The 17,889-nt window shown below is 52.8% G+C and carries 18 protein-coding genes; 9 read left to right on the forward strand and 9 right to left on the reverse strand.

The annotated features are described in order from the left end of the window. On the reverse strand, positions 1-3,220 hold a 3,220-nt coding region (locus BN6628_RS18910), incomplete at its 3' end, for a DNA polymerase III subunit alpha (protein ID WP_068619917.1). Positions 3,221-3,403: 183 nt separating this feature from the next. On the opposite strand from BN6628_RS18910, the gene BN6628_RS18915 reads away from it, so the two are divergent. The 3 genes from BN6628_RS18915 to BN6628_RS18925 are packed head-to-tail and all read left to right on the forward strand — an operon-like array spanning position 3,404 to position 4,578. Beyond that, a complete protein-coding gene (locus BN6628_RS18915) occupies positions 3,404-3,733 on the forward strand; it encodes a YtrH family sporulation protein (RefSeq protein ID WP_068619918.1) in 330 nt (109 codons plus the stop codon). After that, complete coding sequence (locus BN6628_RS18920) at positions 3,734-4,225, forward strand: sporulation membrane protein YtrI (protein ID WP_068619919.1); 492 nt, start codon at positions 3,734-3,736, stop codon at positions 4,223-4,225. A gap of 56 nt (positions 4,226-4,281) precedes the next feature. Then, positions 4,282-4,578: a YtpI family protein gene (locus BN6628_RS18925; protein ID WP_068619920.1), complete on the forward strand. Its 297-nt coding sequence runs from the start codon at positions 4,282-4,284 to the stop codon at positions 4,576-4,578. Between the two features lie 5 nt (positions 4,579-4,583). On the opposite strand, the gene BN6628_RS18930 is transcribed toward BN6628_RS18925, so the two are convergent. The 3 genes from BN6628_RS18930 to BN6628_RS18940 all read right to left on the reverse strand — a co-directional run bounded on the left by BN6628_RS18930 (position 4,584) and on the right by BN6628_RS18940 (position 6,815). Then, complete coding sequence (locus BN6628_RS18930) at positions 4,584-5,921, reverse strand: DRTGG domain-containing protein (RefSeq protein ID WP_068619921.1); 1,338 nt, start codon at positions 5,919-5,921, stop codon at positions 4,584-4,586. 153 nt (positions 5,922-6,074) lie between these two features. Continuing rightward, a complete protein-coding gene (locus BN6628_RS18935; protein WP_068619922.1) occupies positions 6,075-6,362 on the reverse strand; it encodes a hypothetical protein in 288 nt (95 codons plus the stop codon). A 108-nt stretch (positions 6,363-6,470) separates the two neighbouring features. Next, the gene (locus tag BN6628_RS18940; protein WP_068619923.1) at positions 6,471-6,815 is read right to left on the reverse strand and encodes a YlbF/YmcA family competence regulator; all 345 of its coding nucleotides are present in this window, start codon (positions 6,813-6,815) and stop codon (positions 6,471-6,473) included. A gap of 250 nt (positions 6,816-7,065) precedes the next feature. Here BN6628_RS18940 and BN6628_RS18945 point away from each other — a divergent pair, with 250 nt between their 5' ends. The 6 genes from BN6628_RS18945 to BN6628_RS18970 are packed head-to-tail and all read left to right on the forward strand — an operon-like array spanning position 7,066 to position 13,711. After that, positions 7,066-8,433 (forward strand): YheC/YheD family endospore coat-associated protein, encoded by a 1,368-nt coding sequence (locus tag BN6628_RS18945; RefSeq protein ID WP_068619924.1) that lies wholly within the window; start codon positions 7,066-7,068, stop codon positions 8,431-8,433. Between the two features lie 14 nt (positions 8,434-8,447). Further along, positions 8,448-9,581, forward strand: a complete 1,134-nt coding sequence (locus BN6628_RS18950; protein ID WP_068619925.1) for a YheC/YheD family endospore coat-associated protein — start codon at positions 8,448-8,450, stop codon at positions 9,579-9,581. Then, complete coding sequence (locus tag BN6628_RS18955) at positions 9,578-10,954, forward strand: YheC/YheD family endospore coat-associated protein (RefSeq protein WP_068619926.1); 1,377 nt, start codon at positions 9,578-9,580, stop codon at positions 10,952-10,954. Before BN6628_RS18950 ends, BN6628_RS18955 begins: the two co-directional genes overlap by 4 nt. Then, positions 10,951-12,069 carry a YheC/YheD family endospore coat-associated protein gene (locus BN6628_RS18960; RefSeq protein WP_068619927.1) on the forward strand — a complete coding sequence of 373 codons (1,119 nt, stop codon included), beginning with the start codon at positions 10,951-10,953 and terminating at the stop codon, positions 12,067-12,069. The genes BN6628_RS18955 and BN6628_RS18960 overlap by 4 nt, the downstream gene beginning before the upstream one ends. A 13-nt stretch (positions 12,070-12,082) precedes the next feature. Then, positions 12,083-12,580 (forward strand): GNAT family N-acetyltransferase, encoded by a 498-nt coding sequence (locus tag BN6628_RS18965; RefSeq protein WP_068619928.1) that lies wholly within the window; start codon positions 12,083-12,085, stop codon positions 12,578-12,580. A 15-nt stretch (positions 12,581-12,595) separates the two neighbouring features. After that, positions 12,596-13,711, forward strand: a complete 1,116-nt coding sequence (locus tag BN6628_RS18970; RefSeq protein WP_068619929.1) for a YheC/YheD family endospore coat-associated protein — start codon at positions 12,596-12,598, stop codon at positions 13,709-13,711. Between the two features lie 82 nt (positions 13,712-13,793). Here BN6628_RS18970 and BN6628_RS18975 read toward each other — a convergent pair whose 3' ends face one another. From BN6628_RS18975 to BN6628_RS18995, 5 genes are all read right to left on the reverse strand, one after another. Continuing rightward, entirely contained in the window at positions 13,794-14,480 is a 687-nt protein-coding gene (locus BN6628_RS18975; RefSeq protein ID WP_068619930.1) for an HAD family hydrolase, read from the reverse strand. Positions 14,481-15,041: 561 nt separating this feature from the next. Further along, positions 15,042-15,611: a manganese catalase family protein gene (locus BN6628_RS18980; RefSeq protein WP_068619931.1), complete on the reverse strand. Its 570-nt coding sequence runs from the start codon at positions 15,609-15,611 to the stop codon at positions 15,042-15,044. 108 nt (positions 15,612-15,719) lie between these two features. Continuing rightward, positions 15,720-15,995, reverse strand: coding sequence for a spore coat protein CotJB (locus BN6628_RS18985; protein ID WP_068619932.1), 276 nt, complete (start codon positions 15,993-15,995; stop codon positions 15,720-15,722). A 4-nt stretch (positions 15,996-15,999) separates the two neighbouring features. Further along, positions 16,000-16,218, reverse strand: coding sequence for a spore coat associated protein CotJA (locus BN6628_RS18990; protein WP_068619933.1), 219 nt, complete (start codon positions 16,216-16,218; stop codon positions 16,000-16,002). Positions 16,219-16,529: 311 nt separating this feature from the next. Continuing rightward, entirely contained in the window at positions 16,530-17,882 is a 1,353-nt protein-coding gene (locus BN6628_RS18995) for a hemolysin family protein (protein ID WP_068619934.1), read from the reverse strand. Between the last annotated feature and the right edge of the window lie 7 nt (positions 17,883-17,889).

Here is a 17,889-nt window from a genome sequence, read left to right on the forward strand (position 1 = left end):
GGCTGCGCCGCAGCTGCAGGAGGGCCTGCTCGCTTAGCGGGGCGACCTCGCCTGCGAGCAGCTTGAAGCCCTCATCCTGCTGCTGCACCGTGGCGCGCAGCGCGAGCAGCGCGCCCTTCTCGATCAGCGCGCGGCTCTTGTTCCACACCTCAGGGAACAAGACCACCTCGCAGCGCTCGATCTGGTCCTCCAGTTCCATGAAGGCCATCGCCTTGCCCTGCTTGGTTGTGATCGTCTTCAGGGACACCACCATTCCGGCCACAACCGTGCCGCTCTCATCCGGCGCTTCGGCCAGATCCATGAGCCGGTCGATCCCGTCCGCATCCAGAAGATGATCGTAATCATCCAGGGGATGTCCGGACAGGTAAAGCCCGAGAAGCTCGCGTTCAAAATCCAGCTGCTGAACCGCAGTGAACTTTGGAATATCCGGGTACTCGATATTCCAGTTCGGCGTCTCCACGAAGTCAAACAGCTGAATTTGCAGGTCGTCCCGCTCTTTCCGCCACTTTAAGGCCGCTTCCACCGTCTCATCCAGCATTGCGAGCAGCTGGGCCCGGTGACCTGGCAGGGAATCGAAGGCCCCTCCCTGGATTAAAGACTCAATGACGCGCTTGTTGCACACCCGCAGATCCACCCTGCGGCAGAAATCAAGCAGGCTGTCGAACGGCTGCTCCTTGCGGACACGAAGGATGCTCTCCATCGCCTGGGTGCCCACATTCTTGATCGCTGCCAGGCCAAACCGGATTACACCGGGTGAACCCGCTTCGTCTGAGGCCTGCGGGGTAAACAGCACCCCGCTGTGATTCACATCAGGCGGCAGCACCTTGATGTCCATTCTGCGGCATTCGACAATATATTCCGCCACCTTGCGGTGGCTGCCCATCACGGCCGTAAGCATGGAAGCCATGAAATGCACTGGATAATGCGCCTTCAGATAAGCCGTCTGGAAGGCAAGCACCCCATAAGCCGCTGCATGGGCACGGGGGAAGCCGTAGTCTGCGAACCGGACGATCATATCATAAACGGCGTTCGCATCCTCAGCGGAGTATCCCTGAGCGAGGCTGCCCTTTACAAAATGCTCCCGCTGCTCATCCAGCACCTCGCGCTTCTTCTTGGACACCGCCCGCCGAAGCAGATCCGACTCCCCCAGTGAGAAGCCGGCCATGGATGAAGCAATCTTCATAATCTGCTCTTGGTAAACGATGATGCCGTAGGTATCGGACAGATAAGGCTCAAGATCAGGATGTGGATAGCTGACCTTCTCGTCCCCGTGCTTGCCCGCAATATATTTCGGAATGAACTCCATCGGACCCGGCCGGTAGAGGGCGAGCACAGAAATAATATCTTCGAATTCCGACGGTTTCAGGTCCCGCAGCACACGCCGCATACCGGCAGATTCAAGCTGGAATACACCGGTTGTCTCCCCGCGCCCAAGCAGTTCATAGGTTGCAGGGTCCTCGTCTGAAATCCGGTGGAAATCCAGCTTCTCCCCCGTCTCCTCCTGAATCCACCGCAGACACCGCTCAATAATGGACAAGGTTCTAAGGCCCAGGAAATCCATCTTGAGCAGACCGATAGATTCGAGGCTCTCCATGGAATATTGGGTCAGTGCCGTTGTCTCGCTCCCTTCCTGAAGCGGGACGGCGTCTGTCAAAGGATCGCGTGAAATGACGACACCTGCCGCATGGGTTGAGGCATGACGCGGCATGCCTTCGACCTTCTTCGCCATATCCAGCAAATTTCGCGTACGCTGCTGGGATTCATACAAGGCTTTCAGATCGGGGCTTGACTCCAGCGCCCGGCGGATACTTATCCCGGGAATCAGCTTGGCCACCTTGTCCACCTCCCCGAACGGAACATTAAGAACCCGTCCAACGTCCCTGACGGCTGCACGGGCAGCCATGGTGCCAAAGGTGATAATCTGGGCCACATGCCCGGCCCCATATTTGTCAACGACATAAGCGATGACCTCATCCCGGCGCTCGTCACTGAAGTCGATATCAATATCAGGCATCGTAACCCGCTCGGGATTAAGAAAGCGTTCAAAGAGCAGATTGTATTTCATCGGATCAACATCCGTAATCCGCAGGACGTAAGCAACCAGACTTCCGGCGGACGAACCCCGGCCCGGTCCGGTTGCGATCCCCTTCCGGTGCGCGTAGGCAATGAAATCCCACACAATCAGGAAATAATCAGAGAAGCCCATTCGCTCAATGACGCCGAGCTCGTACTCAAGACGCTGCTCCAGTTCCGATCTGCGCTCCGCATCAGTCCACCGCGGGGTCGCCTTGTAGCGCGCCTCCAGCCCCTCCCGGCAGAGCTCAGCCAGATACCCGGACGCTGTCTTGCCTTCCGGGATGGGACGGTAGGCAGGCAGAATATGCCGGCCGAATTCGAGCTCAAGCTCACACTTATCCGCAATCACGCAAGTATTGCGGATAGCCTCTGGAATGTGGGGGAACAGGCTGTGCATTTCCTGCTGATTTTTCAAATAGAGCTGGCTGGTCGGGATCTTCAGCCGTTCTTCGTCGTCCACCGTTTTCCCCGTACCGATACAGATCAGCACATCCTGAACCTCGGCGTCCTGCTGCTCCAGATAATGCACATCGTTTGTGGCCACCAGACTGATCCCTGTTTCCTCGGCCAGCTGAACCAGCAGCGGATTGACCTTCTTCTGCTCAGGCAGCCCATGATCCTGAAGCTCAAGGTAGAAGTCTTCTCCAAACACTGACTTAAAGCGTATGGCGGCCCGCTTGGCTTCCTCATTTCTGCCGTTCAGCAAGTGCTGTGGAATCTCACCGCCAAGACAGGCACTTAGCGCGATAATGCCTTCGCTGTATTTCTCTAAGATTTCCCAGTCAATCCTAGGCTTATAATGAAAACCCTCCAGATGTCCCATAGAAATCAGCTTCATCAAGTTCTTGTAGCCGGTCATATTCTTCGCAAGTAGAATCAAATGATAGATCGGCTGATCCTTGCGGCTGCCTCTCTCCTTGCGTGAACCTGCCGTGAAATAAGCCTCACAGCCCAGGATCGGCTTGATCCCATGGGCCAGACATAATTTATAAAAAGGGATTGCCCCGTACATCACCCCATGATCCGTAAGCGCAAGTGCTTTCATCCCGAAGCCCGCTGCCGTCTTGACCAGATCTTCCAGCCTGGCTGCCCCGTCCAGCAGACTATATTCGCTGTGCACATGCAGGTGAACAAAGTTGTCCATAAGCAGCTTCCTTCCTCCGTCACTTGAGGGCGGTAATCTTCAAAAAAATAATGTGATGCTTAACAAATATTTTATCATAGACCATTCAAAAGCGCCCATACAATGGTATAGGAGAACCGGGACAAGCGAAAACAAGGCAGCGATTGGATTTGGAGTGGACCACAATAGAAAAGGAGGGTAAGCATGAGCACATTTATCAGCAAGGCTCTGCTTGATTTCTTCATTGCGTTTGGCATCGTGCTGGGAGGATCTCTGCTGGGCGGGATCGGTGCCGTTGTCTCCCTTCAGCCGCCAACTCAGACGATGCTGGATGTCTCAGACCGGATCAAAATATGGGCGCTTGCGGCGGCCATTGGGGGAACCATTGATCCGATGAGGGTGATTGAGAGCAACTTTTTTGACGGCAACCTGTCGCCGGTGATCAAACAAATCTTGTTTCTGTTGTTTGCTTTCATCGGGGCCCACCTTGGCTCAGAGCTGGTCAAGTGGGTCTGCGGCGGGGGGAAGAACTGAATGGAGACCGGAAATCCAAGGAACCGTGTCCGCATCTTTGCCCAATTCACAGGGATATTTATATTGGGAATGGTTATAGGCGCAGTCATATACAACGGGATCTTCCACCTAAGCTACAATCAGCTGTGGATTGAGAACAAGGATCTGCAGATCGAACTGAACCAGGCGCTCGACGAGATGAAGACCATGAAAAAGTTCAGCAAGCGCCAGACCATTATCAAGTCCATCAAAATCCGCGTGGAAGAGAGCGAGCACACCCTGGACGCCGTGGCTTCCAAGGAAATCGTGCAGAAGCTGCAGGAGGAGCTGCAGGTTCTGCGGGGACGGAGCATGTTTGAAATCGATACCGATGCCAAGATGGCCCGAACCTTTCTTAACCGCAAAATCTATATCGTTCGTGAGAAGGAATTCTCCGTACAGATCAAGACCATGCTCGTCAGTGAAGGCGTCCTGCAGATTTGGATTGAGGTGAAACCGTATGTCCGGAGCTGATCTTTCATGGTACAATCAGTTCAGACTGTTCATTTACAAAGGAGCTGCTCTTGTACATGATTCAAACGATTGAATATGTTCTGTACGCTATACTCATTATCGCATGTGTGGGCTCGGTCTATTTCAGCCTGCGCTCCCGCCGGTCTACCGATCCTGCCGCACGCGGCCTGTACGCGGCCAAGATGAATGTAAGCATGGGCGTGATGCTGATCGTGCTTGCCATTATCCAGATGTTCATGTTCAGCGGATCAACGATCCGGGTAATCATCGGGGCCTTGTTTATGGTGCTTGGAGCCTTTAATATCTTTGCCGGTCTGCGCAATATCGGTTTCTATTCACGCAGACAGCCTTAAGAAGCTTACGCATGATCTATAGACTGGAGCGTCATCACCGCTTTAGCAACCAGACTGTCTTGATGGGTCATGGCGATTTCCAGTTTGCATGCGCGGCGGCTTATCTCCAGTACGACCGGAGAGATGACCACCGGATTCTCAATTTGGACCGGGCGCACGAAATATGTGGTCATATTATCCACAATATGATCATTGCCGCTCACATCCTTGGCGGCGCTAAGACCGGCCTGGCTCATCAGGGCGGTCAACACTCCTTCTGAAATCGTCCCCAGGTTGGTTGACATTTGCGGTGTGATCATCCCGTGGAAGAACAGCCTGCCGTCTTCTCCCCGCTCCTCCGCGAACCCGTTCCACATCAGATGCTCAAAGGTTTCTCCCAGTTGAGGCTGATTGCGGGCGTCCCGCATCGCCTGCAGAACCTCCTTGCGCGTGACCGAGGAGATCAGCTTGCGGTTGCGATCCACAATCGGCAGGAAATCTATTCCTTCCCACATCATAATCTGTGCGGCTGAAGCCAGGGAAGTCTGCATGCCTGCCGTAATCGGGTGACGGGTGAGCAGCTTCTCAATGCTAGAATCTCCTGGAATATCCTCCACATCCTTACGGCTGATAATCCCGATGACCCTGTTCCACTCATCCACAACTGGAAAACGCTGATAACCCGTCTCTTCAGCCAGCTTCTCGAAGTCTGACACATTGCTGCTGACCTTCAAGGTGTTCACCTTAACCCGGGAAGGGACAATATCCTCCACCAGCATAATTTTCTTCTTGATCAGGCGGTCGAAGATCGCGCGGTTGATCATGGATGCTACGGTGAACGTATCATGCCTGGAAGAGATAATCGGCAAGCTCAGCTTGTCGGCGAGCTGTTTCACCTCACGGCTTGTCCCGAATCCACCGGTAATCAGAACTCCCGCCCCCTGCTCCAGCGCCAGGAAGTGAGCGTCTTCCCGGTTGCCGACGATAAGAAGACTTCCCGCGTCAATATAACGGGCCATCGCATCAATTTTCATTGCTCCGATAACATATTTGTGCAGCGTCTTCTGAAGGCCTTCTTCAGCACCGCCAAGCACATGGCCTTCCACGATGTCCACAACCTCCCCAAAGGTAAGCTGTTCGGAAATATTTCGCGGCTTCTTCTCCACCCGGACTGTACCTATGCGTTCTTTGGTAATGACAATGCCCAGGTTCTCCGCTTCCTTCACTGCCCGGTAGGCGGTGCCTTCACTTACTCCCAGGTGCTTCGCCAGCTTGCGCACCGAGATTTTTGTACCAATCTGAAGACTTTCAATATGCTGAAGAAGCTGCTCATGCTTGCTTATGGATTCCTCATGGCCTTCCAACTGTTATACCCTCCGATCAAATCTGTACTATTCTGTATCTATTATACATCTCTGAACGGCAAAATACACACGGCTTAAGTCTATCTGCCTGCCACAGCATAAAAAAGACGGTACCTTCAAGGCACCGTCCCTCCGTTATTCCGCAGCCAAAGCTTATGAGCTTGGGCGCTCTTCATTCCGCGCCGCCCATTTCCGCTGCCATTCATTCAGCTTCGCCCTGCGGACCTGTTCAAGCGCCCGCTGCTTCTCGGCGTCCACACCGAGAATGAAATGCAGATGGGCTCCTATGACCAGAAAGGCAAAAGCTGCCCATACCATGCCAAATGCGGACACCCAGCCCGCTCCGGGCGAGAATGAGATCATGGGCAGGGCATACACGAGCATCCCCAGCGCAATCACCAAATAAATAATGTGCTTCCACTTGCTTGGCTTCGCCATCATTCAAACATCTCCTTCACTCTCTTAATCTATATTTCTACTCTATGAAGGAGATGTTCCAATTATGAGACAAGCACAAAAAAAATATGAATCAGCCGATTAGCATGCCTCTTATTCAGAATGGCCGTACAAATGCTGAAGACTGTCGGCGATGATTTTGTTCACATCCTGAATAATCACGCTAAGGCGCTGTTCCGCTTCAAACAACCGGCGGATGTTCAGGTTAAGGCTGAGCACCTCGAACTGCTTCTCCATCTGCTCCATCTCTTCCGGTGAAGGCATGTCCCCGGACATCATCCGCTGCTGAAGCTCATTCTGACGGGTGCGGAAATTATCCAGCATCCCTTTGCTCTGCGGATCGGCATCAATTAGCTTTACGGCAGCCATGATTTCCTGTACCTCCGGGCTGTCCTTCATGGCTTTTGCCAAATCGTGGGCCTTATCGTAAATGTTCATCTGTTGTTCCTCCTGATTCATTGTCATGATTTGTGCTGCAAAATAATCTGTCCAGCAGGAAGCGGGTCAATCACCAAGGTATATATGTCCTCATATAGTGAATTACATGCATTCCGCAGATATCCTGCTTCAAGGGCTGGATGACGGCCGCAAGCGGCATTCATCCGGCAAAATTGTATCTACCCTGATGGAATGAACCACAGCTTCATCCGGTCATTCCATAGCCTGCGGTTGGAAGGAGATCCACTTCATGTCCTCCAAAAAAATATCGGTAAAGATCATGAATCCAGGTGTGCTGGACGAAGATACCATAATCCTCGGGGAAATGATGGTCAGAAGGTGGAAAATTCCGACGAACTTCCCTATTCAGCTTTCCTTCGGATCGTTCAAGCAGAACGTACGGGTGGTATCTCTCGCCAAGTATAGCGGGATTCGGGTCAGTCAGGGATTGGCGCACAAGATGGGCCTTTACTCCAAATCCACTCTCCATCTGTCCTATAAACCCGGCTCTTCCCTGCTTCGCCTCGGGCCTGTGATCGGTGTGCTTGTCAGCCGGCACGATCCTTCATCCGCTGAAAGACCCTTTGGTCCAATCACCATGTTCTGCCGGGAGCTGGTAGGCGCCTGTCTTAAGCAGGGAGCCTATGTCTATTTCTTCACGCCGGATCACATCGGTACGAATCCTGGGCAGGTCAAGGGATGGGTGTACAGTGACGGCTGGCATCAGGTGGAGCTTCCCGCCGCCGATGTATTCTACAACCGGCTGACCTCCCGCAAGCTGGAGAACAAACCTAGCGTACAGCATTTCATGAAAGAAGTAAAATCCCGCTACGGCAGCCATTTTTTCAATGAGAAGTTTCTAGACAAAACGGAAGTGTTCGACGCCTTAAAGCTGGACGCCTCTCTGCTCCGCTATCTGCCCGAATCTCACCAGTTCCGCAATTATGCAATGCTCAAGGCCATGTGCGCCCGTCATGCGGTCGTCTTCCTCAAGCCAGTCAGAGGCAGTCTGGGCAAAGGAATCATCCGTATCACCCGGAATCCGGAAGGGACTTACCAGACCGTGGCCACCCAAGTGGGGGGCACCCGAAAAATGAATTTTGACTCACTGACAAAGCTGTTCGCCTCCCTATCCGGCAAAATGAAAACCACCCGCTATCAAATCCAGCAGGGGCTATCCTTGATTGAGGTGTCGGGAAGACCTGTGGATTTCCGCGCCTTGGTTCAGAAGAACCGGCTCGGCAAGTGGGACGTCACCTCTATTGTCGCACGCATCGCAGGCACCCAGCATTTCGTCTCCAACCTGGCAAGAGGTGGAACCCTTAGCACCGTGAAGGACGCTGTTGCCAAAACGGCCCTGCCCTCTGACGTCAAGGCTAAGGCAGGAATCAGGCTGAAGAAGGCCGCACTCGATATCGCCCAAGGCATCGACGAGCAGATTCCGGCCCACTTCGGGGAGCTGGGGATCGATCTGGCCATGGATACCAATGGTAAAATATGGCTGCTGGAGGTTAACTCCAAGCCATCCAAGAACGATAATACCCCGCTGATGGGCGGCAAGATACGTCCATCCGTTACCCGGATGCTTGACTATGCCGCCTATCTTGCCCGTCAATAAAGGAGGAATGGAACATGAGCAGTTCTGCACCCAGGGCCTTGATGGGAGTGATGGTGACTGAAAACACGAGCGCATCGCCTCCAATCGGGGAAAGCCTATTCTGCCGTAGATTGACCCTTGCGGGAACGCGTCATGACATGACTGTGTATGTATTCACCTCCGATGGAATTGGAAGCCCGGATCACACCATAGAAGGCTACCGTTTCACTCCGGATGGATGGGTCCAGGGCACCTTTCGGGTACCGGATATCATCTATGACCGGGTCTCCTACCGGAGCAGCCGCCACCGGGGGAGCACGCAGGAGAAGCTGGCTGCCCTTGCGGAGGGCAGGAGCAAATTCCTGTATCTGGCCAGAGGGCTATCCGGCAAATGGAATGTGTATCAGGCCTTAAAGCGGGCACCTGCCCTCACCCCGCATCTCCCCGAGACGGTCCGGTATAAGGGCACTGCCAGCCTGATCCACTGGCTGTCGCGCCATGGCGGCCATGCATTCCTCAAGCCTCACAGCGGCACCCACGGTAAAATGACTCTGCATATCCGCCAGGCTGAGGATGGCCGGGGGCTAACCCTTATTGGCCGGGACCCGAATAACAAGCTTATTCATAAGCATTTTGAGGACCGGGCCGAGGGGGCAGCCTGGGTAGATCGCTTCACCGGGGGCAGAGCCTATATTATGCAGCCCTACTTGGAACTGACCAGCTCTGATGACAGGCCCTTCGATGTCCGTGTGCTGGTACAGAAGAATGAATCCGGAAGGTGGAGCTTTACCGGCATGGCCGTCCGGCAGGGAGAGAAGAACGCACTGACCTCCAACCTTCATGGTGGTGGGACCGCACTGGAACCGTTCGGCTATTTGACCCAAGAGTTCGGCGAGACCATGGCTCAAGAAGCCATCTCCACAATACGGCGCCTTTCCGGCCAGATTCCCGACCAGCTTGAGGGCAGCTTCGGCCGGCTTGCGGAGCTCGGCATCGACTTTGGCGTGGACCGCCAGGGGAAGGTGTGGATTATCGAGGTAAATTCCAAACCGGGACGTTCGGTTTTTTTTCAAATCGGAGACCAGAAGAGCGCACGGAAATCGGTGGAAAATCCGATTGCATACGCCCGCTATTTATGGCTCAGGCAACTTAGGAGGATAAATTCATGAGCATGACCTTTTGTAATGTTCATTTCACCCAGCAGCCCCAAAAGATCGTATACGTCTCAGGGGCACTGATGAAAAGCCTTAAGCTCGCCGGAAAAAAGTCCGTAAAGCTCAGGCTTGGCGGAGAGCGTATTCCTGCTTTGGTCAAACCGATCAGCAAGCAGGGCAATCACCTCTATCTGGCATCCGGCATACGTAAAGGCATAAAAGTACCTATGACCGGCGGAGTCTTCCTCCGAAACCTCGACGAGGAAGAAATCCAGCTCGGCCCGCTGATCGGGATTTTGTCGGACGGCAACACTGGATCGCTTGTTCAGCCTTTTGGGTCCCGTACCGGTTTTATCAAGCAGCTGCTTCGGGAGGGCAGCAATCAGTCTTATATCTTTGCTTTTACTCCCCGTGACATTGACTGGCAGAATGAGACGGTCAACGGATATTTCCTAACCGATACGGACCGCTTCATCCGCAGACGGGTTCCTCTGCCTGATGTGGTGTATAACCGCCTGCCGAGCCGGCGTGCAGAAACATCCAGCTCCATCAATCAGCTTAGGGAGCGGTTTATCCGCAAGCGGATTCCTTTTTTCAATTGGAGCTTCTTCAATAAATCTGATATCTACAAGCTGCTGGAGAACGATCCTGCGGCGGCCGAATTTATTCCCGAGTCTCACATGAACCCTTCGCCGGAGCAGATTAAGGATATGCTCGACCGCCACTCCTTCGTCTATTACAAACCTTCGGCAGGCAGCCTTGGTAAAGGCATCTACAGGTTATCTTATGTTCCCAAACGCGGATATTATGCCCGTTACCGGAGCACCAAAGGAAATGTGCTTCAGCGGTTCGGGTCGTTCGCCAGTCTGATGCGGACACTGCAGACCAGACACGGCCGGACGCTGCGCAGCTATGTGGTCCAGCAGGGAATCCGGCTGATTGAGATCGACAGCTGCCCGCTTGATTTCCGCTTCCACATGCATAAGAACGGGAAGAACCAGTGGGTTGTTGTCGGAATTGGCGCCAAGAAGGCCGGCAAGGGCAGTGTGACTACCCACCTGAAGAACGGAGGCTCACTTCTTACCCCCCAGCAGGCACTCAGCCGCGTGTTCGGGGCAAGAGGCGAAGAGGTGCTGAACAATGCCAAGCGAACAGCCATTACGATAGCCGAAGCGATCGAGCGGCGGGATCAGCATTTAATTGGGGAGATCGGATTTGACTTTGGCATTGATAAAGACGAGAAGGTATGGATGTTCGAAGCCAACGCGAAGCCCGGGCGCTCTATCTTCCGCCATCCTTCCCTGCGCGCGGAGGGCAAGGCCTCCGTGGAGCATATCCTGGAACACTGCCTATACCTCAGCAAGTTCCGCAGGAGGGAGGTTCTATGAGCGTCCGGTCATTTGATGAACGTAAACCGGTTATCGGCATATTAACGATTCATGACGGACGCAAGCAATTCCGGGGCAACCGCAAGAATTTCCGCGATATCGTCAAGACGGGCAAGGAACTCGATATTCCCGTCTTTGTCGTTACCGCCAAAGACCTGAAGCTGTCCGGGAACCAGATTCTCGGATATACGTTCGTACCGGAGACCAAGCATTGGGTAGAACAGTGGTTCCCTATACCTGATGTGATCTATAACCGGATCCCCCTCCGCAAGGAGGAAGAGAAAGCTTCGGTCCGTCGAAAGATTGAAGAATGTCTTGCCCATCCTCATATTCATATTTACAACCCGTTCTATTTCAACAAATGGGAGCTGTTTGCCTGGCTGAAAAAATCACCTTCCACCAAATCCTTCGTGCCTGCCACTAAACGGTTGACCGGATACAAGGCTCTAGCCTCGATGATTCAGAGTTATCCGAGCTTGTACCTTAAACCGGAGAGCGGCAAGGCCGGCAAAGGAATTATGAAGCTAAGGCTGGTGGACCATGAGCGGAGTCCACTGCAGCTGACGATTCAGTCCCCCCGCAAAATTACTGTGGTGAAGTCCGCCTCACTCCAAACGATCTGGAGACGGATCAGCATGGAGATGGGAAAGACCCAATACATTGTGCAGGAGGGGATCGAGCTGGTCTCCCATGCCCAGCGCCAGTTCGACCTGCGTGTGCTGGTTCAGAAGACCGGGAAAGGACAATGGCTCGTTACAGGTATCGGCGCAAGGCAGGCGGGCCGCCGCAGAATTACCACCCATGTGCCTCAGGGTGGAACCGTCGAAGACCCTGAAGAACTGCTGTCCCTGGTCTTCGGCAGGGAAGCCATACCCGGGTTAATGAACCGGGTTAAATCCAATGCCCTGCTGATTGCCCGGCAGATCGAACGCGCTTCCGGGCACAATCTGGGCGAGATGTCGCTGGATCTCGGCGTGGACATGAACGGGAGCGTCTGGTTCTTTGAGGCTAACGCCAAGCCGATGAAATTTGATGAGCCGCATATCCGGCGCAAGTCGCTGGAGCGTATTTTTCAATACAGCCAGTATCTCTTTAAACAATCCAAAAACGCCTAAGAGGATGACCACTATGGACATTTCTAAAGTTATTCCTGATTCGGCCCTGGCATGGAGCAGACTCCACAGCAGCCTGCTGGCCTTCACCCGCAAATACGGGGCCGGGCGTATTACCCAAGAAGCCTACCGCAAATTGCAGAAGCTTACCCCGGCAGCCATGAGGCTGCCGGGGTGTGCAGTGTTCATAGCTACCGTCTGTACAGAAGACGGCCCAAGGCTGGCAGGACTATCCTTGGTCACTGCATACGGGGATGACACCAGTATAGTGGTGGTTCATCCGTTATACCGCGGGAGACAAATCGGAGCCAGGCTGCTGAAGGCCCAGCTTGCCGAGATGGGCAGAATCCGGTGCAGAGTGGCCTTGGATAACGTGCCTAGTCTTAAGATGTGTTTCAACGCCGGACTGAAGGCCGGACAGATGATTCAAGGCCCTACGGGCAAGCCGACACTTGTTCTCGAGAAGAGCAGATCAGCTCCCGAAGCCACGGCTACTTCCGCAAACCTGATCTGAAGAAGGTGAGTTCACTTGTCACAACCTGTTCTAGGTATTTTGACTTTATATTTAGATGAAAAGAAAAACCTGGAAGAACGCAGCATCTATGGTCGGATGATTACAGAAGCCGAACGTATCGGGCTGGACGTTTTCGTCTTCACGCCTGCAGATGTGAATGACAGCAAGGGCATGATTCATGCGCAAGTATATGATCCCAAGACCCGGAAATGGTCCAGGAAATGGCGCAAATTCCCGAATCTGATCTTCGACCGCTGCCGCATTCAGAAAAGCCACCGTTTTGAACAGCTTAGGCAGTTCCGTGCCCGCTATGGCCACCTGCAATTTTTAAACCGGCCTCTCCGGGACAAGTGGGTCATTCATCAGGTCTTGTCGAAGAAGGCAAGATTCCGGAGCTACCTGCCCGAAACGGCGCTCTTCCACCATGCCGGTGACGCCTTCCACCTTCTCAAACGAAGTCCTTGTGTTTATATCAAGCCAATTAACGGTACCGGGGGGCGGGGGATCCTCCGTATCGAGCAGATGAGCTCCAAGCATTACTTGGTCCAAGGCCGCAACCATCAGCGCAGGATTATATCCCCGCAAAAGCTGCACTTGTCCAGACTTGGCCCTTTTCTCATGAACTGGAAATCCCAGAGCCGGTACATTGTACAGGAAGGCATACAGATCAAGCTGCCAAACGGGCGGGTTCATGATTACCGAATGCTCGTACAGAAGAACGGTTCCGGGGAATGGGAGGTGACCGGCGGGGCCGGTCGGGTGGGAGTCCCGCGAAGTGTGACCTCGAACATCCATGGCGGCGGGAAGGCCGTGCCGATGAACACGCTGCTGAAATCATGGTTTGCCTCTGAGGAGAAGCGCAATGAAATCCGCAGTGAGACTGAGAAGCTCAGTCTGGATATTGCGGCTTACCTGGAAGAAACCTATGGGGCGCTCTGTGAGCTTGCGCTGGATATCGCGATTGACAAGAGCGGCCGAATCTATGTGCTTGAGGTTAATCCCAAGCCAGCACGCGAAGTGTTCTCGCTTATAGGGGATACAGAAGCCTACCGCAAAGCTATCGTAAGACCGCTTGAATATGCGCTGTGGCTTTATCGTAAAAAGAACAACAAACAGACCGACGCTGAATAGCGAAGGTCTGTTTGTTTCTTTCTTTTTCACATGAGTCAGACTGTCATCCGATCTTGATCTCACCCGGCACGATTCCCGATTGCTAAACCGAACCCAAGTAAAGCTCCAGCAGCTCAGGAAATGAGCTGATAATCCGGTCTGAGCCCTCCAGCTCCCCGGCTCCGCAGAATCCTGCATAAGCGCAGCCGATAACGGTCAGACCATTCTCCTTGCCTGCCGCCACATCCGAGGACCTGTCCCCGACCATCCAAGCCTTCGAAATCCCGTGATTGCGAAGAAGCAGGTCCACCAAATGCACCTTTGATGCGGTCCTGTACTCTCCCGCACTGTAGATATGCTCAAATAATGAAGAGATCTGGTGAGCTTCGGCCACGCCTTTTACATACTGCTCAAGCCCATTGCTGGATACGAACAGCCGGACCCCCTCCTGCTTCAGCTTGGCCAAAGTCTCAGCTACCCCGGGATAGAGCTCGGTGTTTATCCTCTGGAGGCCGCGAAGCTCATTTTCCAGAAACCAGACATCTGCTTTTCTGCGGACAGCCTCCTCATGATCCGGCAGCACTTTCGCCCAAATCTGATCCATAACCATACCCAGACCACTGAGCATCAATTCAACAGGTGGGGTCTCCCCCTCATACAGCCCCTCTTCCCGGAGCCGGTCGAACAGCTCATGGTACGCAGGCACCACCAAAGACTCTGTCTTGAACAAGGTACCGTCCATGTCAAAAATAATCGCTTCCGGCCGGCTCAGCCGTACGGTTCGGCTCATGATTTCACCCTCTCTGCAAGGAAGGCACAGGTGTTATCCCCCGCACCCACCACCTTTATGCAAGTAATATAAGCTGACTCTATGATAGGGTATAAATGGTATTTAGTGCAAAGCATAATTGAAATGAGTTGTCCCATGTTAGACAAAAGCCCATCTGGTCGACTGTCGCATCCTTGGTCAGCTTATAGATCATGGTAAGCAATCACGTCGCCTGTATAATTTGGATGTGGTAACATAAAAATAGAAATAAGGAGAGGCGCTACCCTCTCCCTGGACAACATAGTGCCTCACGGCTCATCTGTACTTGTACACAAAACCCACCGCAGGCGGTCAACCTTTAGCGGTGGGTTTTGCGTTTGATACGTCTCTTCCTGGTCCATCGGTATAGCTTACGCGAGCTAAACCAAAGGCTTAGAAGCGTGGCAATTACTTTGACCTATTAATACGAAACCGCCCTGTATAGAATGGAGACCCATCCCTGGAGCGGTTTCTGTCCATATGATTGATTTTGGCGGCGGCTTGCTAAATACAAACCATACGCCCCTTTGCCTACTTCAACTGTTAGAAAAACGTCTTCTTATCCCGTTCATCCTTCAGAATCTCGACCGCTTCCCGGAAACGGAGGGAATGGATAATCTCGCGCTCTCTCAGGAACTTCAATCCATCCTGTAAATCGACGTCGTCTGTCATATCGATCAGCCATTGATATGTAGCCCGGGCCTTTTCTTCAGCAGCGATGTCCTCGTACAAATCCGCGATCGGATCACCTTTAGCCTGAATATAGGCAGCTGTCCAAGGAACACCTGCGGCATTCTGATAAAATAAAGCGTGATCATGAGCGACATAATATTCGCCCAGTCCCTGCGCATCCATCTGCTCCACCGTCGCATCCTTGGTCAGCTTATAGATCATAGTGGCAATCATTTCGAGGTGTGCAAATTCCTCCGTGCCGATATCGTTTAGCAGCCCGATGACCTTATCAGGTATCGTGTAGCGCTGGTTCAAATAACGCAGTGCCGCGGAAAGCTCGCCATCCGCTCCACCGTATTGCTCAAGCAGATATTTCGCCATTCGCGGATCACACTTGCTGACCCGTACGGGATACTGCAATTTCTTCTCGTATACCCACATGGTGCACATTACCTCCTTCAGCTTGAACTCCCATCACCTAAGGCAATGAGTGATTGCGCGCGGTTGCGCCGCACCGCTTAATTTCTGCATCAGAAAGAAAGGCAGGTGCTACACCTGCCACGGCCACGGGCTCTCCGACCACTGCCATGGAAATTTGGAATAAGCACGGCCAAAGTTCTGAAGCGGGCCGTACAGTCTTTGGAAATGTTCGGCGAGCTGGGTTCTTTCTCTGGTTAAAATATTGAACTGCTGAATAGACTGCAGATCATCCGGGTGCGTATCCAGGAAGAGATTCAGCTCAACAAGAACAAAGTCCAACGCCTGGAGCTTCTCAAGAAGCTCATAATATTGCGGATCACACACTGTGTTTTCAGGAGTGCTCATACTCTCACCGTCCTTTTCCCCACTTGGATTCATACGGGCTGTACAGAGCCGGCCATAAGGTGCCATGCATCAGAGCATCCCTCGGACTGAACTGGGGCAGATTCAGCGGCTGGAACGGCATGAATAGGTGCGGCGGCGTGGAGTATGTTTTGCAGGTAATCGGCGGACAAGGATCACACGGGCCTATAAAAGGGTACCAGGCAATTTCCTGCGGATGGGACACGTAGCTTTCCTCCTTTTTTTGAGAAAGTCCGTAATCAGACATACATGCTCATTCAAAAACTTCCCTTCTTATTTAACATATGTCATCCGCCCAGAATTCGAACCTCAAAATTCCTTTTCAGCTAAAAAAGCTCCTTCCGGCACGGAATATCCCGTCCAAAAGAAGCTGATCTGACAAGCTTATAAATCATATATCCCCTGGCGGATGCCGCTCAGGAGTACAGCCTGAATTCCAAAACTCATTTTGATTCAAAAAAAGACCCTGTCCCAAGCATAGTAATACGCTCTTAGAACAGGGTCATCCTCACCATTCTATTGCTGTAATCCGGGCTCTGCCCCGCTGTCTTCCGGCTTGACGATCTGGCGGATATGAATTCTTGTAATTCTTAGCCGGGTGGCTTCGGCTACCTCAAAACATACCCTTCCTACCTGGACCTTCTTCCCTTTAACTGGAGCCCCCTCCAGCTCCTTAAAGAGCCAGCCGCCGATGGAATCCACCTCATCATCCTCAATCTCAATGCCGGTAAGATCATTTACATCTTCAAGCAGAATTCTGCCGTCCACCGAATAGCTCCCGTCCGCAAGCAATTCAATCTCAGGGCGCTCGTCTTCAAATTCGTCATGAAGATCGCCGACAATCTCCTCCAGAATCTCTTCAGCCGTCAAAAGCCCAGCTGTTCCGCCGTACTCATCAACCACCAGCGTGAGCTGTGAGTGCTTCTTCTGCATGAGTCTCAGCACCTGGCTGATCTCCATAGATTCCGGCACATTTAGGATCGGGCGAATCAACTGCTCCAGATTGTTTCCATGACTATGGTCTGGAAGAAGCAGATCGGTAATATGAACGAAACCGATGATCTGATCCTTGTCTTCCACGGCTACCGGATACCGGGAATGCTTGGTCTCACTGACAATCTTCATATTCTCTTCCCAGGAGAGATTCGTATATAAACAGTCCATATCTGTACGCGGAAGCATAATCTCCCGGGCCAGCAGGTCGGAGAAATCAAAGATATTGTCCATCAGCTTGATCTCATCCTTATCAATCACACCACTCTTGGCGCTTTGATTCATCAAGATCCTTATTTCTTCCTCCGAATGCGCAGCCTCGGCCTCGCTGGCCGGCTCAATTCCCGCCATTCTCAGCATGCCGTTAGCGGCTGTATTTAGCAGCCAGATCACTGGCATAAACACCTTATAGAAGTACATCAGCGGGGCCGACAGCCACAAGGTAGCCGATTCCGTCTTCTGTATGGCCAGGGATTTGGGAGCCAGCTCCCCAAGAACGATATGTAAAAAAGTAATAATACAGAACCCAAGCGCAACCGACACGGTGGAAATCAAGGTCTTGTCTGTAATGCCCAATTTGTACATGATAGGTTCAATAAGCAGCTCCGATATCGCCGGCTCACCGACCCATCCAAGCCCCAGTGATGCCAAGGTAATCCCTAATTGAGTTGCCGAAAGATAGGCATCCAGCCGCTGATTCACCTTCAAGGCAAATCCGGCACGCCGGTTCCCCTCGCTCACCAGTTGGGTTAGCCTGGACTGGCGCATTTTGACCAGAGAGAATTCAGCAGCAACAAAAACTCCATTTAAGAACACCAGAATAAATACAACAAGAAGATTCAGAACCAGTTTTCCAAGTTCAAATTCATGCGGCACGACCAAC

The sequence above is a fragment of the Paenibacillus tuaregi genome (assembly GCF_900086655.1).
GTDB lineage: Bacteria > Bacillota > Bacilli > Paenibacillales > Paenibacillaceae > Fontibacillus > Fontibacillus tuaregi.